Origin of the sequence: Clostridium sp. SHJSY1 (assembly GCF_031626875.1) — a bacterium.
Lineage (GTDB): Bacteria > Bacillota > Clostridia > Clostridiales > Clostridiaceae > Clostridium.
Genome location: NZ_JANDMF010000013.1, coordinates 72,497 through 88,813 on the forward strand (window position 1 = coordinate 72,497; position 16,317 = coordinate 88,813).

Below are 16,317 nucleotides of genomic sequence, written 5' to 3' on the forward strand. Positions count from 1 at the left end.
AAAAAATCTATAATAATTATTGCATCTTTTCTTCAAAATGTTTAATATATTCAAAGTAAGAAAAAAAAATCACAAAAAAGCTTGCGAAAGAGATAGTATTAACAAAATAAATGGTATACATCCCTTGAAATCTTAAATATGCCACATTATACTATACTTATGTTGTTCTTTTATTTGTGACAAGACAACATTACTAAGGAGGTCAATGGATGAACAAAAGAGCATTTTTAGCTAAATGGAATACCTATTATCAGAGATTAGGAATACCAACAAAGCCAGCAATATGGGAAGATGGGATGAGAAGTACTGGAGGGGAAGGAACATACGAATGGTGGTATTTTGACACTGATTACACAGATGGTACAAATGTAGCTATTTCATTTTATACAAAGAATAGATTTGATGTACTTGGTCCTGAAAATCCTACAGCTACTATACATATAACCTTACCAAATGGAAAAACAATAACCAAATGTATATCTGAAGGTGAAGAGCAAAAAATTCATGCATCAAGAAGGCACTGTGATGTAAAAATAGGTGAAAGTAGTATCAAGTACTCTGATGGTGATTATTTAATACATTTTGTATCAGATGAAATTGAATACAAATGTACTATGAAATCTAGATTACCAATGTGGCGTCCAGCAACAGGACATTGGTATTATGGTGATAAGCAAGAGTACTATTTTGCATGGATTGTCCCACAACCTTCTGCTGATGTAAGTGCTACCTTAAAGATTAAAGGTGAAACCTTTGAATTGAACGGATATGGATATCATGATCATAGTTGGGGAAATGCTGATATGGGTAAACTTATGAATCATTGGTATTGTTTTCATGCAAATATTGGTCCTTATACAATCTTAGCTTGTGATATTATTTCTGAAAGTGAATATGATCACAAAAGATTACCTGTTTTAATGTTAGCAAAAGATGGAGTTATTTTGGATAACGATGATGAAAACATAATAGTAAAAAGTTCGAATAAAGAATATCATAAAAAAACTAAAAAGTTTATTGATAATAATCTGACTTTTATTCACCAAGTAGATGCTGAAACAAATTATGTAATAGAATTTACAAGAAAACATGATGTTTCTACAACAAGTTTACTTGATGTACAAGGGGTTAATCCAATAATGAAAATTGCAGCTAAACTTCGAGGAATTAATCCTACTTATATTAAATGTCTATCTGAAGTTAAATTAACAATAAATAAAGGCGATTCTCAAGAAATTTGGGAAGAAGAGGGCTTTTGGAAGCAAATTTTCTTTAATAGCAATAAAGAACTCATTGAAAATAATACAGAAAATCAATAAACTAAGTTTTAAAATCAGCAAATTTTAAGGGTAGATAATTTTGTTTTATCTACCCTTCTTTAATTAAACATAACTAAAACACCTAAGTTATGTTTTACCTAGTATAATATAATAAAATCATTTTTCTACTAAATTATACAAGATATTTTATCTTTTTCTATCTTTTTTATGATTTTTTCATTTTTTTTTAATAATTAGAATTCATTTCACTTCTATATACTAAAAAGTTTCTTTATTTCTTCATATTTTTCATGAGTCAGTAATGCATCTTTTTCTGTATTTTTTAGTTTTACTATATAGGTCCATCTTCCATAAGAATAAATTTTTGTTATTAATGATAAATTTATAATATACGATTTATGACTTCTGAAAAACAGAGTATTATCAAGTTTTTTCTCTATCTCAGATAAAGAAATGGATGTTGTGAAACTATCAGTTTTGGTATATACAACAGTAGCATTTTCTTCTCTTTGCACCAACACTATTTCTTTTGTATCAACAAAGCTTATACCTTCTTTATTTTTAATCATTAGTTTATCTAATCCCTTTTCATGCTTTATTATTTCATCAATTCCATTATTATAGTTAGCATTAGGTTTATTTAAATTTTTTATTCTATCTAAAGTTTGAAGTACCCTTTCTATTTTAAAAGGTTTAATTAAATAATCAAAAGCATATAATTGAAATGCATCAGACATATATTCTTGATGAGCTGTTGCAAAAATAATTATAGTTTTTGGGTCAATATCAGCTAGTATCTTTGCACAATCAATACCGCTGCACTCTGGCATCTCTATATCAAAGAAAACTACTTCTGGACGATGTACTTTAAATATTTCTATAGCTTCTTTACTATTATCAGTATCTCCTACAACTTGAAAACCACCAGACTTATCTAATATTTTTTTTATTATAGTTCTCATTCCTTTTTCATCATCAACTATAAGCACTTTTATATCCATGGAAAACTTCTCCTATTTATTAAAATCTTCTTTTACGTCTAGTTTTACTTCTTGGTTTCCCAACTATTTCTGAAAGTATAATAGCTTGTTGAAGCCTAGCTGATGTTAACTCATTAGCAATAGAATCTATAACACCTTGAGATTCTAAATCAACATCCTGCTTCCTATCATATCCTTCTCCTATATTATCATTATTCTCATTCCCTATATTAACATCATAATCATCATTTACATCATTATTGTAATGTTTATTATCTATTTTAGTACCTTCAGCATTCTTTGAGTAGATATTTTCATTCTCTTTCACAAGCTTATCATCTGTAGTATTTTTTAAGTTAGATTTATTTGAAAACCCAAAAACATAATTCCCTCTATCATCTGTTTTAAGTGTAATATTATTGAGAGTGTTTTTAACATTTTCAATAATATTAAAATCATTATTATTTTTCATTTTTTCACTCTCCTAAAGAGGCTATTTTTTATCCTTATTTTCTTTATCACTAGGATTCAAAGCTTGATTTTTGTTTCCTGCTTTAGAAATGGAACTTCTCATACTTGTATCTGCAATAACATTTTGCATATCATAATAATCCATTATTCCAAGCTTTCCTTCTTTAAGGGCATAAGCCATTGCTTTTGGTACTTCTGCCTCAGCTTCTACAACAGCAGCTTTCATTTCATGCTCCCTAGCTATAGCCATGGCTCTTCTTTCTTCTGCCTTAGCTTGTGCTATATTCTTATCAGCTTCTGCTTGTAAAGTTTGAAGCTCTGCACCTATATTTCTTCCTACATCTACATCAGCTATATCTATAGATAGAATCTCAAAGGCTGTACCTGCATCTAAGCCTTTACTTAATACAGTTTTAGAAATAGCATCTGGATTTTCCAAAACAATTTTATGACTATGTGAAGAACCAACTGTAGTTACTATACCTTCACCAACTCTTGCTAAAATAGTTGCTTCTCCGGCTCCCCCTACTAGTCTTTCAAGATTAGCTCTAACAGTTACTCTTGCTTTAACTAAAAGTTCTATACCATCCTTTGCAACTGCTGATACATTAGGTGTTTCAATTACCTTTGGATTAACACTCATTTTAACTGCTTCCAAAACATCTCTACCTGCTAAATCAATAGCAGCTGCCTTTTCAAATTGCAAATCTATATTAGCCCTGTGAGCTGCGATTAATGCATTTACTACATTATCTACATTACCACCAGCTAAATAGTGTGCTTCTAATTGATTAACAGTTAAATCCATACCAGCCTTTGTAGATTTAATAAGTGGAATTACTATTTTAGAAGGTACAACTCTTCTTAATCTCATTCCAATTAAATTGAATATACTTACTCGAACATTAGCTGCTAAAGATGATATCCATAACCCCATTGGTACAAATGTGAAAAATACAGCAAGTAAACATACTACTGCTACAATAATTATTGCAATTTTAATTAACTCAGGACTCATAATAATCTTCTCCTTTTAATATTAATTTTTTAAATTTTTTTAACTAACAACTTTACTCCATTTACCTTATATATTTCAACCTTGGTTCCACTTGAAATATATTCTCCATTAGAAATCACATCAAACTTAACTCCATCTATATCTATAGAACCTGAAGGTCTTAAATCAGTAATTGCAATTCCTTTCTTTCCTAGTAAATAATTTAAATCTGAAGAACTAATATATCCATGTTCTCTCTTTTGTTCATCTGATAAAATTAATGGTTTAAATAACTTTCCTTTTGCAAAAAACGTCATGACTACCCCCAGCATAATGCCTAATACTGCAAAGATTCCTAATGCCATAACTAATGCCTGCGTGAAATTTTGAGCTGTTAATACTACTGCCATTATTAAACATATAGCGCCTATGACTCCAGGGACACCAAAACCAGGAATATGCATTTCTAATAATACTAACCCAAAACCTAGTATTAAGAGTATTATAGTTAAAATTGTTACATCTGGTAAGAGTGTGCTCATTTACTGTACCTCCTTCCTCTTTATATTTATATGATAATCCTAATGATAAAAATTAGTAATACAAACCCTCCAAGTTATACAATTTTAAAGCTCAAATGTCATTTATAACTTTTTAGGCAATATTATTTGGAACGTTGTCCTTTCCTTAGTTGATAAAACTTCTATCTTTCCTAAAAAATTTTCAACAATTTCTTTAACTATGGCAAGCCCCATTCCATCACCATTATTCCCCTTAGTTGTAAATCCTTCTTTAAATATATTATCTAAACTATCTTTAGGTATAATATCTCCATTATTTGATATATTGATTTTAATATTATCTAGATCCTCTGAAAATTCAACAAGCATATATCTATTATCAGGTTTTAACTTTAATACAAATATAGCATTATCCATTATGTTTCCTATAACTCTACAAAAATCCCATGGCTCCATATTAAGGTGTGTTAAATCACTTTTTATTTCTAGTTCCATTTCTATTTTATTCTTTTCTGCCACTTGTAGTTTGGCCTGAAGTAATGCATTTACAGCTGGCTTTGAAGTTTTTAAAGCCTTGCTAACCCTTACTATATCTTTATATACAGGTTCTATATATTTTCTTGCCTCATCAAATTCTTCAAGCTCCATCAATGAATAAATAACCTGAATATGATTTAAATAATCATGTCTTTGTCCTCTTAAAGTTTTATTAAGTCCTTCAAGATACTTTATGGTATCTATTAAATTATTACTTCCCTTCTTAAATAGAAGATTATAAAATATAATTCCTATAATAACACTGTTAATACCTATACTTATGGCTATAACATTGATAAAGAAATTTCCTTCAACTATATATTGCTTTTTATATTTCCAATATATAAATAATGATATAAGTATTACTTGTATTAGGTTCAAAAATATAGAAACCAATATTATTTTTGATATATTAAATGCTTTCTTTTTATTTTTCATTTCTGTCTCTCCCTATATGTAAATATAAATATATTTTACCATATAATCTCAAATTAGTTTATTCTCTTATATTGCAAAGGATATTATTGAAATGTTTTATTAGCAAAAAAATAAACGAAATTAAAATTTCGCCTATCTTGTCAATATAACTGTAAAAAATAGATTTTATATTTCTATTTTTCCCTTCCATGAACTTTCCAACTCGAAATATTTTCTAGCACTTGAATTAAAAGCAAGTATTGAAAGTTGTATTGCAATCCATGCAGATGGTAAAAAATCTGGTAAAGCTAGAAGTAATTGAACTATAAGAAGTGCTATTAATACTTTATAAATTCTTTTCTTAATTACTATAAGACTTATCACTACTATAATTGCTGGAATAATTACTTTTTTATTTATAAATTTCATCATAAGGGAAAAAGCAAAGTCTGTTAATTGAAAATAATCTGTAATTAACTTTACTATGTCTCCACCTATATATATTGCAAAGATAATTACTAAAAATAACAAGAATAGAATAAACAATTCCGCCAGCATCATTGCTTGTACTACCATTATGCTTATTGGTCTATTTTTCAAAATATTAACCTCCATTTATTATAAAACTAGTTATTATGACCATAACTCTCTAACACAAAATAAATCTCATTAATATGTTTGACTAGTGTTTATAATTTACCATGCAGCCCTCACTTTTTCAAGTATATATGACAAAAACCTTCATATAACAATGAAGGTTTTTGTCTTTTTCTTCTGTTTAAAAACTATTTATTAAATTTAATTATAACCTTAAACAAATCCCCATCTACTTCCACATCAAAATTTCCATTTTGAACTTCAACAAAACTCTTCACAATTGCAAGTCCAAGCCCCGATCCTTCAGTATTTCTTGATTTATCTCCTCTTTGAAATCTTTCAACTATATCTTCTGAATTAAAATTAATTTCTTCTGCAGACATATTTTTAATAGTTATTTCTGTATTTTCCTCTCTATCTACTATATCAACATATACTCTGGAACCTTTCATAGCATATTTAACAACATTTATTAAAAGATTTTCAAAAATTCTAAAAGTTTTTTGACTGTCTAAATTTAAAATAACTTTTTCTTTAGAAAAGTTATTTTTTATATTTAAGTTAACACTATTAATTTTATCTTCTAACTCAATTTGAGTTTGCTTCATAAGCTCAACCACATCAACTTTAACTATATTTAAATTAATATTTCCGCTTGTAGCCTTGCTAACTTCAAATAAATCTTCAATTAAGTACTTTAATCTTTGAGATTTCTTATCTAAGGTATCCAAATATGATTTTCTATCCTCTTCAGTTAAGTTTTCACCCTTTAATAAGTCTACATAAGTTATTATAGATGTTAGAGGTGTCTTTAAATCATGAGAAACATTTGAAATAAGTTCTGTCTTCATACTCTGACTTTTAACTTCCTCTTCTACTGCCTTTTTGAAGCCATTTTGTATCTTTAAAATTTCTTCTTTAAGTGGATTAAATACCCCTAACTCCTCATCTATTATAAATGCATTTAAATTTCCTTCTGCTATTCTATTTGTTTCATTTAAAAGTGTAGTAAATTTACTACTTATACCATTATAGTATTTTTTCACAAAGAAAAAGATTGCAAAAGAATAAATACTAATTAATATCATGGCTAATAAAAACCCTAGGAATCTATTATAATATCTAAGAAAAACAAAGCCTGTTATATTACCTATGAGCAACCATAAAGCAAAAATTATAAATATTAGTACTAAATTAATTCCTATTATCTTAAATATAAACTTATTACCATCACTACTTAAATCTATTTTTTGAAAACTTTCTATAATTTTTTTTATATTTCTTTTTATAAATCTTAATATAAAATAAAATAATGTCTTTTCCTTAAAATATTTAACTAAACCTACATTAAATATATTTTTAACTGCAACTACACCTAGAATTATCATCCAAACAAATACTATCCAATAAGCGATATTAAATAGAACTACTAAGACTGTTGCCACACTTGATGTAAATCCAATTGGAACCAGCAAATCATTTACATATTCATTACTAATAGTATAATATATAACTTCAAATACTCCTAAGGACATAAAACAAATTACCATACTAATTAATGTAAATAAAACTTCAAATGGAATATTAAAAAATTTTTTAAATAAAACTGATTCTTTTTCAAATCTCAAAGGAACTATTAAACCTAAAATTATCATTACTAATGCCAAACCTAGTGTATAAATCATTGATACATTTTTGTATTGGTATCTTTCAGTAAGTTTTATTTCTCTTGAAATATAATCTGTATATTTTAATTCTTTATTTATTCCATATATAAAAGTCATATTTTTTATTGGATTATTAATGTAAGCATTCTCATCAATATTCTCATATCTTGCAACTATTCTATTCAAAATATCTTTTCGCAATAAATTTTTTGTTACAGACTGTTCACTGCAACCATAAATTCTATTTAAATCAATTTTACCATTTTCATTAAAACTAATAGCAATATAAAATGAATATTTATTTTCTATATCTTTAGTATCTTTTGATTTTATTATGTCACTTAGGTTGTTTTCATTATTTATTTTTACCACATCTTTATTTTCATCTAATATAGCATAATCCATATTTTTGCATAATCTATTAAAGTTATTTTGCCATCTCTCAAAAGATTTATCAAATTTATCTTTTGAGTCTTCATAATAATACTCACCATCTTTAAATTGTGATTTAGATTTAATAAAAATATCACTTGTATCTAAAGTTTTTCCTTCTCTTATTTCTAATCCCTCTTTATATAATAGACAAGTATCCATATATAAATCTTCTATAAATTCTTCTTGAAATCCTTCGTCTTCATAAATAGATGTATCCTTATTCTTTACAACATTCTTAATATTAGGATACAAACTCACTATTATTAAGGATATAACAATTATTAATGATATAAATATTACATTTATTTTATACAAACTTTTATTACTTTTAAATTTTATTCCTACTTCTTTATTGCTTTTCAATTTTGTATCCAACTCCCCATACCACCTTTAAATATCTTGGATTTTTAGTATCAATCTCTATTTTTTCTCTTATATTTCTTACATGAACCATAATTGTATTTGTATTTATTGCTTCTTCATTCCACACTCTTTCATATATCTCTTCTGATGAAAAAACTCTCCCAGGATTTTTCATTAATAATTCTAAAATTTTAAATTCTAAAGGAGTAAATTTTACAAATTCACCATCTACAGTAACTTCCTTTGTATCTTGATTTAGCTCAAGACCTCCAATGACAAAGTTATTTGTTTTAATTTTAGAAGAATTTATCAAGCTTAGATATTTAGAATATCTCCTTAACTGTGAATTAACTCTAGCTAAGAGTTCCATTGGGTTAAATGGTTTAGTAATATAGTCATCCGCTCCAATGTTAAGTCCCATTATCTTGTCCATATCTTCTGATTTAGCAGTTAACATAATTACAGGAAAGTCATATGTTTCTCTAAGCTTCATAACCATTTCTCTCCCATCCATTCTTGGCATCATTATATCAACAATAGCTAAATGAAGACTTTCTCTTTCTATTATTTCTAAACCTTCTAGACCATCACTAGCTTTAAAAACATTGTATCCCTGATTATTTAAGTATATTGATATAGCATCTGCTATTTCCTTCTCATCTTCTACAATTAAAACATTATATGAATTCATTAAATTCTACACTCCCCATATTAAAAACAAATTTTTCCTACAAATTATTATATTATATCCTTATGTTAGTTACAAATTATAGAAAAACATACAAAAGATTGTGACTTTATTCAAAGTAACTTTACTATTTCTCCTTTCTTTAAGAGACATGAAAACAAATAACAAATTCAAATATTCTGGGAGATTGACTTGTTATTTTTTTGATTGTCCCTAATATCTCTAAATTTAATATAAATCTAAAAAATAAAGGATATCTTCTATAAATTCTAAAGAAATTATAAAGATATCCTAAAAATTATTTTAAAAATATATTATTATATAAATATTCTGTTTGAGGAATACGTATGGCCGTTCCAGTACTATCAAGTTGATATCTTGTTCCATAAATTGGACTTCTTTTATTAATTAAGTTAATTCCTGAAGAATGTAATACATCTGCATATTCTCTAGGATTTTGTGATACTGAACCTAACATATTTCCCTTTTCTATAATCGCTTTAGCTTCAGGGGTTATATCAACTCCAATTACTACTATTGTTTTTGATTTATCTCCCTTATTATATCCCTGTTCTTGTAACGCTTTAATTGCACCAATAGCCATAGTATCATCATTGGCTATTATTGCTTCAATTTGATTTCCATGTTTCAAAAGTAATTTTTTAGTGGCATTATAAGCTAATTCTTCATTCCAATCACAAACTTCAAGAGCAATTCTTCTTGTATTAATTCCAGCACCTTCAATTGTTGAAATAGAATACCTAGTTCTTTCAATTGCTTCTGTATTGTCTCTTTCTCCTTGTAACATAACATATTCAATGATATTATTATTATTTTTATCTATATATTCTTTGCTAGAATTCCATACATCTACAATCATTCTTCCTTGCAAAGTTCCAGCTTGGGATGGTTCTGTTCCTACATAAATAGCTCTGTTATATGATTGTATAGGAAGGGTAGTAGTGGGTTCTCTATTAAATAGAACTACTGGAGTATTGGTTACTTTAATTTTATTTATAATAGCTTGTGCACCATCTCTATTAACTAAATTTAATAATATAAGATCAACACCTTCATTTAAGACTTTTTCAACATTTTGATTTTGAATAACTTCATCTGATTTGCTATCATAAAAAACATATTCTATAGTTCCCTGATTCTCTTTTTGAATATCTTCTAAACTATTACGAATATCTCCAATAAGGTCATCTTTAAAATCATATAATAATGCAGCTACCTTTACTGGTCCCCTTTTTGCCATAGTAAAACTGGAAATTCCTTGGCTATTCCATATCAATACTTCACCTGTTAAAAATAATACTGTTATAATAGCAAAGATACTTAAAAATTTCCTAATCTTCAATTCCACTCCTCCATTCTATTCACTTAAATATATATTTTTATAAAATACTTCTGTATGAGGTATACGAATTGCTGTTTTCATTGCATCAAGTTGATATTTGGTTCCCTCTACTGGATTTCTTCTATTAACTATATTCATTCCACAAATATATAAAGCTTCTGCATAATCCATAGGACTTTGTAAAACCGAACCTAACATATAACCTTTTTCTATAAATTCTTTAGCTTCGGGAGTTATATCAACTCCTACAACAGGGATTGTTTTTGATTTATCACCATTATTATATCCAGCTTCTTGCAATGCTTTAATAGCACCTATGGCCATGGTATCATCATTTGCAATTATTACTTCAATTTGCGTTCCATATTTAGAAAATAATTTTTGGGTTGCATTATAGGCTAAATCCTCCTTCCAGTCACAAATTTCAATTGCAATTTGTTGAACTTTAATTCCTGACTTCTCCACTTTTGAGACAGAATGTTTTGTTCTTTCAATTGCTTCTGTATTATCACTTTCTCCTTCTAACATAATATATTGCATCACTTTATCTCTATTTTTATCAATAAATTCTCTACTATCATTCCATGTATCTACAAGCATCTGCCCTTGCAACTCTCCTGCTTGTTTTGGATCTGTTCCTATATAAAAAGCTCTATTATAAGATTGTATTGGTATTGGTGTCAATGGTTCTCTATTAAATAGAATTACTGGAATATTGGTTGTTTTAATTTTATTTATAACACTTTGTGCATCACTTCTATTGACTATATTTAATAGTATAAGGTCAACACCTTTGTTAAGCACCTCATCAATTTGCTCATTTTGTACAGTTTGATCTGATTTTCCATCATAAAATGTATATTTAACTTTATCTTCATTTTGTTTTTGAATTTCTTCTAACTTTTCACGAATATCTGAAATAAGATCATCAGTAAAATCTAACAAGAATACAGCAACATTTATTGGTGAATTACTTCTTGTTCTAGCACTTACTGAATTTTGGATTCCTTCTACTATTTTGATATTTATAGCAAATATAATAATTAGGCTAATAATTAGACTTCTTTTTACCTTTTTCATTTAATTCTCCTTCCTCTAAAAAAAGAATCAAATTCTTTTCTTTTGTTTAATTTGCAAATATATTATTATAATAAATCTCCGTTTCAGGAATTCTAACAGCAACTCCTGATTCATCTAATTTATATTTTGTTCCTTCAACTGAATTTTTATTTTCTAATAAATTCATTCCAATAACATATAGAGCTTCAGCTTGATCCCTTGGAGATTTTATAACTGATCCCAACATATATCCTTTTTCTATATACTCTTTAGCTTCCAGTGTTAAATCCACACCAACAATAGGGATAGTTTTTAATTTATCTCCTTTGTTATAACCACTCTCTTGAAGAGCTTTAACAGCTCCTATTGCCATAGTATCATCATTTGCAATTATTACTTCAATCAATTCTCCATATTTATTAAATAGTTTTTTAGTTGAATTATATGCTAACTCCTCATCCCAATTACAAATCTCAAATCCAACTTGTTGCATTTCTATTCCTGAATTTTCAATTGATTCAATTGAATATTTTGTTCTCCCAATTGCTGCTTGATTATCACTTTTACCATGCAATATAAGATACTCCATTTTCCCATCTTTATTTTTATCAACAAATAATTTACTCTTATTCCACACATCTGTAATTATTTTCCCCTGTGATTCCCCTGCTGCCTTTGAATCTCCACCTAGATATACAGCCTTACTATATGACTTTATAGGTTCTAAAGTCACTGGTTCATTTGCAAATAGAATCACAGGAATATTTGCTTCTTTTATTCTATCTATAACACTTTGTGCTTCACCTCTATTGATTATATTTAATAATATAAGTTCAGCACCTGAATTAATAGCCTTATTAATATTTTCATTCTGCATAGCTTGATTTTTTGCAGTATCATAGAATGTATAATGTACTTTATCTTTATTTTCTTCTTCAATTTCCTCTAAACTTTTACGAATACCAAGTAAAAAATCATCAATATTATTTGTTAAAAACACTGATACTTCTACTGGACCTCTTTTTTTCATAGATGCCATTACACTTTCCTTATTATAACTAGATAATATGGTAGTAATTAAAAATATAGATATAGTAATCGCTATCATTCTTTTTAATATTTTCATTTTCTCCTCCTAAGTTCTGATATTAATCTAATAACATTATTATCTTTTTAGTTGGACAAAATTATACAAAGCGCTATCTAAATCGAAAGTATTTATTCTACTACCCCAATTAATTGTAATAAAAAAAGTGGCTAAGCCACTTTTTAGTTAGAAATTATAATTTTATTGAAAAGAATTTATGATAAATTTTTTATTTCGATTTTTAACGCTTTTCATAAGCTCCTAAATCTGGAGCTGCGCCTAAATAAGGTAGTCCTATATCAACACCTTTATCAATTAAATCACTGCTATCAATTAATTTTGCGAATCCATTGTTTGGTAAGCTTCCATCTTCATTTCTTGGAGCCTTGGCTAAAGCTTCTGTTAAACCTATAAAATCAGATGCATTTGCAGTAACACTTAAGTTCCAACTATTATTCTTTTCAACAGCACCTGCATCAAACTCATGATCTAAAGACCCTTTTACTCCAAAAGAAATGTTATTGATAAATTGTGTTTTACCATACTTCTCAAACATGTAATTATAACCATTACCAAATGAAAGGCAATTTTCAACAATTGCACCATCCTTATGGTTATTTTGATCAAATCCTTTTTTAGATCTAAAACTATTGTCAAAAGCAACACAATTTTTTACAACATGTGTTCCTTTTGAATCTCCACCTTTACCATTTCCACCTAACTTAAACCCATTACCATTACCTTGATAAGAACTCATTTTCTTTCCCATTTTAGCCTGATATATTGCATTAAAATCTGTTTGGTCACCATTATGCCATGTCCAACAATTAGTTATTTCAACTGCCCAATCTGTTTCATACAAATCCCAACCATCATCTGAATTTCTCCAAGAACGACAGCCTATAAATTTATTTCCTTTACCATTATGCATTTTACATGCAAATCCGTCTGCATCTCCACCCTTTGTATCATAATCAAAGTTAAGATATGAATCACAGTTTACTATTTCATTATTAGAACAAAGAGTCCCATCTGGATTTACTGTCTCATGGGCAAATCCAAGTTGTATACCTGAATCACCATTATTATGAAGCACACAGTTTTCTATTCTGTTGTTACTACCTTCAACCTTTATTCCATTATCCCCTGCATTTTCTATTTCTAATCCTTTTATGTACCAATAGTCTCCTGTTAAATTAAATCCTCTTGAACTTGCATCATATGTTTGTAATGAAAAATCAATTACTGGTTTTTCTCCTGGATAATTAACTATACCTATTCTTTTTTCTGAAGTACCTGATTTTGCAAGATTAATTGTAGATGAATACTGATATGTACCTCCTCTTAAATATATTGTAGTTCCTGGCTCAGCAACCTGTACTGCATAACTTAATGTTTTAAATGGTGCATCTTTAGTCCCACTATTAGAGTCATTTCCATTACTTGATACATAAATTTCATTTGTAGATACTGCACTATTTGCAATAGATGTAGTAACATTTTCTCTTGCCATAACCTTATTAGGCTCAGCTACTATTGTAGTAATGCTAATTGATGAAATTATAGAAGCTGCTATAACTAAACTTTTCAATTTTGAATGTTTTAACATGGATATTCCCCCTCTTTATAAACCTTTACATTTTCACTGAATTTTACCATATGTCCTTACTCTTGTATACTATGTTTTCCTGAAATCATATATATTCACTCGTGTTTGTCACATAATTGACACATTAAGAATGTATACTAATTTTTGTTGTTTATTAAGGTTGTTTGTTTTTTAAGTTTATTATTTCATCCCCTTTAATAATAAATTTTGTTTTGAGTGGCTTATATATTAAGCCATTCTTTTTTTTTGTAATAATACTGACACATTAAATCTGTATAATAAAATTGTAAAGTAGTTAAAGCATTATCAATCTCCTTTTAAGTATTAATTAACCTTAAAAAGAATGACTTACAATTTGGTAAGTCATTCTTTTTAGGATAGTTTATAAAACTCAAAGACCAAAATATACCAATAAGTATCACACCTTAGTCTTAATATATTCAAACATCTATTACCTAAAACAATATTTTTTTCATTAATTTAATATATATGTAAATTTCCACAAAAATATAAACTATCCCCCAAATCATTGGAAATATAAGTACATTAAATGAAAACCCCTGTATTCCTATACAAGAATTAGTAATATCATTTATAGGTGGTACAATCCATGTAATTATTTTTGTAAATGCATACTCTTTGCCAATTGGAATTTTTATAATAGCTACTAATGTAATAAAAAGTATAAATAATAATGCTCTATCACGATTTCCAACAACTCTAGTTTGGAATATCATACCTATTAATATACCCATAAAGGAAGCTATAATAAGAATAAAAAATCCTAACAATAAATTATTTATATTAATATCATCGCTTTTCAAATTCCTGATTATTGGAAAAACAACTCCAAATATTGATAATACTCCCCCTATTGAAGACATAAATAATATTTTAGAAAACCAATATATATTTTCATTATTTATCTTAAGAAATGCAATTTGCTCTGTTCTTATATCTTGAAGTTCTGAATATGAAAACCCCATCCAAGTCATCAAACAAAATAGAACACTTGCACAAACAATCACTCCTGGAACAAACTTTTCTGTGCCTGTACTATAAAAAATTCCATGAAATAAAAAATATAATAGAAACGGAACTATAAATTTATTTTCTTTCATGTATATCTTATAATTATATTTTAATAAAGCTATCATCCTTTCTCCTCCTAAACTATTTAAAGTACTTTAACTTATAATCATTTTTTAGCATTTTTAATAAAACTTCTTGGCTGCAACTTTCTCTTACTTTTAAATTTATAAATTCCTCTTCTTCATAGAATTCTATACTTTCTTCAATTTCCTTAACAAATTCAATAGTAAAATCTTTTTTCTCAAACATCATTGTATTATATGCAACTTTTTCAATCTTTGGCTTTTCTACTTCAATTATTTTTTTATCTTCAATTTTTAGAACTCTAGTAGATAATTCATCCACTAAAAATGGCTCATGGCAAGACATAATAACTGTTACACCATCTTTTATTAATTCTTTAATTAATGAAATAAAATTTCTTTGAGAATTAACATCTTGTCCAGATAATGGTTCATCTAATAGTAATACATCAGCATTAGAAATAAGAGCTTGAATAACTGCCACCTTTTGTAGAGATCCTTTAGATAAATGTTTCATTGGAACATCTTTCATACTTTCAAGATAAAACTTTTTATAAAGTTCATTAACTTTTATTGTGAACTCATCCTTTTTCATTTTATCTAATTCTCCCATAGACTTTAAGTATTCTTCTACTGTTATATTAAGTTTCGAATAATTTTCTGGTATATAATTGAACTTTATCTTTTTACTCTTTATTATTTTTCCATCACTCAAACTTGAAAGTCCTGATATTATTTTAAGAAAGGTACTTTTCCCCATCCCATTATTCCCTAGTATTGCTACACTTTCCCCTTTCTTAAATATTATATTTACCTTATCAAAAATCACTTTACTACCAAATTCTTTAGTCAAGTTTTCCACTTTTATTAAATATTCTTCCATGCTTCTCCTACCTTATTTGTGATAAATTATTGAATGAATTTTATACTTATTTTTCATTCCAAACTTTTTTCAATCAAAAATTAATTTTAAATAATAATACGAGCTAAGTCAATATTCTTAGCTCGTACTATTATTTAATGTTATAAAGAGCTGAGTTTTCACTCAACTCTGCAGACCGTTGACAAAAGAGATATTTTCATTCCTGAAAATATCTCTTTTGTCTTTACTTTATAAAAACATATAAATTT

At 27.4% G+C, this 16,317-nt stretch carries 15 protein-coding genes; 1 reads left to right on the top strand and 14 read right to left on the bottom strand.

Annotation, left to right across the window (positions count from 1 at the left end):
* The first annotated feature begins 209 nt into the window (after positions 1–209).
* Positions 210–1,319: a hypothetical protein gene (locus tag NNC19_RS08450; RefSeq protein WP_310938195.1), complete on the top strand. Its 1,110-nt coding sequence runs from the start codon at positions 210–212 to the stop codon at positions 1,317–1,319.
* A gap of 212 nt (positions 1,320–1,531) precedes the next feature.
* Here the strand turns inward: NNC19_RS08450 and NNC19_RS08455 are convergent, their stop codons facing one another.
* From NNC19_RS08455 to NNC19_RS08520, 14 genes are all read right to left on the bottom strand, one after another.
* A complete protein-coding gene (locus NNC19_RS08455; protein ID WP_310938196.1) occupies positions 1,532–2,281 on the bottom strand; it encodes a LytTR family DNA-binding domain-containing protein in 750 nt (249 codons plus the stop codon).
* 19 nt (positions 2,282–2,300) lie between these two features.
* Positions 2,301–2,732: a hypothetical protein gene (locus NNC19_RS08460; RefSeq protein WP_310938197.1), complete on the bottom strand. Its 432-nt coding sequence runs from the start codon at positions 2,730–2,732 to the stop codon at positions 2,301–2,303.
* Between the two features lie 21 nt (positions 2,733–2,753).
* On the bottom strand, positions 2,754–3,749 hold the full coding sequence (floA, locus tag NNC19_RS08465) for a flotillin-like protein FloA (RefSeq protein WP_310938198.1): 996 nt from the start codon (positions 3,747–3,749) through the stop codon (positions 2,754–2,756).
* A 29-nt stretch (positions 3,750–3,778) separates the two neighbouring features.
* Positions 3,779–4,270 carry an NfeD family protein gene (locus NNC19_RS08470; protein ID WP_310938199.1) on the bottom strand — a complete coding sequence of 164 codons (492 nt, stop codon included), beginning with the start codon at positions 4,268–4,270 and terminating at the stop codon, positions 3,779–3,781.
* A 102-nt stretch (positions 4,271–4,372) separates the two neighbouring features.
* Positions 4,373–5,224, bottom strand: a complete 852-nt coding sequence (locus tag NNC19_RS08475) for a Spo0B domain-containing protein (protein ID WP_310938200.1) — start codon at positions 5,222–5,224, stop codon at positions 4,373–4,375.
* Between the two features lie 165 nt (positions 5,225–5,389).
* Positions 5,390–5,803 (bottom strand): hypothetical protein, encoded by a 414-nt coding sequence (locus NNC19_RS08480; protein ID WP_310938201.1) that lies wholly within the window; start codon positions 5,801–5,803, stop codon positions 5,390–5,392.
* Positions 5,804–5,988: 185 nt separating this feature from the next.
* Positions 5,989–8,277 (bottom strand): histidine kinase dimerization/phospho-acceptor domain-containing protein, encoded by a 2,289-nt coding sequence (locus NNC19_RS08485; protein ID WP_310938202.1) that lies wholly within the window; start codon positions 8,275–8,277, stop codon positions 5,989–5,991.
* The gene (locus tag NNC19_RS08490; protein ID WP_310938203.1) at positions 8,252–8,956 is read right to left on the bottom strand and encodes a response regulator transcription factor; all 705 of its coding nucleotides are present in this window, start codon (positions 8,954–8,956) and stop codon (positions 8,252–8,254) included. The genes NNC19_RS08485 and NNC19_RS08490 overlap by 26 nt, the downstream gene beginning before the upstream one ends.
* A gap of 295 nt (positions 8,957–9,251) precedes the next feature.
* Complete coding sequence (locus tag NNC19_RS08495) at positions 9,252–10,316, bottom strand: galactose ABC transporter substrate-binding protein (protein WP_310938204.1); 1,065 nt, start codon at positions 10,314–10,316, stop codon at positions 9,252–9,254.
* 15 nt (positions 10,317–10,331) lie between these two features.
* The gene (locus NNC19_RS08500; RefSeq protein ID WP_310938205.1) at positions 10,332–11,396 is read right to left on the bottom strand and encodes a galactose ABC transporter substrate-binding protein; all 1,065 of its coding nucleotides are present in this window, start codon (positions 11,394–11,396) and stop codon (positions 10,332–10,334) included.
* 46 nt (positions 11,397–11,442) lie between these two features.
* Positions 11,443–12,501 carry a galactose ABC transporter substrate-binding protein gene (locus NNC19_RS08505; RefSeq protein ID WP_310938206.1) on the bottom strand — a complete coding sequence of 353 codons (1,059 nt, stop codon included), beginning with the start codon at positions 12,499–12,501 and terminating at the stop codon, positions 11,443–11,445.
* Between the two features lie 202 nt (positions 12,502–12,703).
* On the bottom strand, positions 12,704–14,071 hold the full coding sequence (locus tag NNC19_RS08510; protein ID WP_310938207.1) for a right-handed parallel beta-helix repeat-containing protein: 1,368 nt from the start codon (positions 14,069–14,071) through the stop codon (positions 12,704–12,706).
* A gap of 455 nt (positions 14,072–14,526) precedes the next feature.
* On the bottom strand, positions 14,527–15,228 hold the full coding sequence (locus tag NNC19_RS08515; RefSeq protein WP_310938208.1) for a hypothetical protein: 702 nt from the start codon (positions 15,226–15,228) through the stop codon (positions 14,527–14,529).
* 16 nt (positions 15,229–15,244) lie between these two features.
* A complete protein-coding gene (locus NNC19_RS08520; RefSeq protein ID WP_310938209.1) occupies positions 15,245–16,069 on the bottom strand; it encodes an ABC transporter ATP-binding protein in 825 nt (274 codons plus the stop codon).
* Between the last annotated feature and the right edge of the window lie 248 nt (positions 16,070–16,317).

Excerpts from the sequence above, each read along its gene's own strand:
- NNC19_RS08470 (WP_310938199.1), bottom strand. The coding sequence starts at position 4,270 with ATGAGCACACTCTTACCAGATGTAACAATTTTAACTATAATACTCTTA.
- NNC19_RS08500 (WP_310938205.1), bottom strand. The coding sequence starts at position 11,396 with ATGAAAAAGGTAAAAAGAAGTCTAATTATTAGCCTAATTATTATATTT.
- NNC19_RS08520 (WP_310938209.1), bottom strand. The coding sequence starts at position 16,069 with ATGGAAGAATATTTAATAAAAGTGGAAAACTTGACTAAAGAATTTGGT.
- floA (WP_310938198.1), bottom strand. The coding sequence starts at position 3,749 with ATGAGTCCTGAGTTAATTAAAATTGCAATAATTATTGTAGCAGTAGTA.
- NNC19_RS08490 (WP_310938203.1), bottom strand. The coding sequence starts at position 8,956 with ATGAATTCATATAATGTTTTAATTGTAGAAGATGAGAAGGAAATAGCA.
- NNC19_RS08455 (WP_310938196.1), bottom strand. The coding sequence starts at position 2,281 with ATGGATATAAAAGTGCTTATAGTTGATGATGAAAAAGGAATGAGAACT.
- NNC19_RS08475 (WP_310938200.1), bottom strand. The coding sequence starts at position 5,224 with ATGAAAAATAAAAAGAAAGCATTTAATATATCAAAAATAATATTGGTT.
- NNC19_RS08510 (WP_310938207.1), bottom strand. The coding sequence starts at position 14,071 with ATGTTAAAACATTCAAAATTGAAAAGTTTAGTTATAGCAGCTTCTATA.
- NNC19_RS08515 (WP_310938208.1), bottom strand. The coding sequence starts at position 15,228 with ATGATAGCTTTATTAAAATATAATTATAAGATATACATGAAAGAAAAT.
- NNC19_RS08460 (WP_310938197.1), bottom strand. The coding sequence starts at position 2,732 with ATGAAAAATAATAATGATTTTAATATTATTGAAAATGTTAAAAACACT.
- NNC19_RS08450 (WP_310938195.1), top strand. The coding sequence starts at position 210 with ATGAACAAAAGAGCATTTTTAGCTAAATGGAATACCTATTATCAGAGA.
- NNC19_RS08505 (WP_310938206.1), bottom strand. The coding sequence starts at position 12,501 with ATGAAAATATTAAAAAGAATGATAGCGATTACTATATCTATATTTTTA.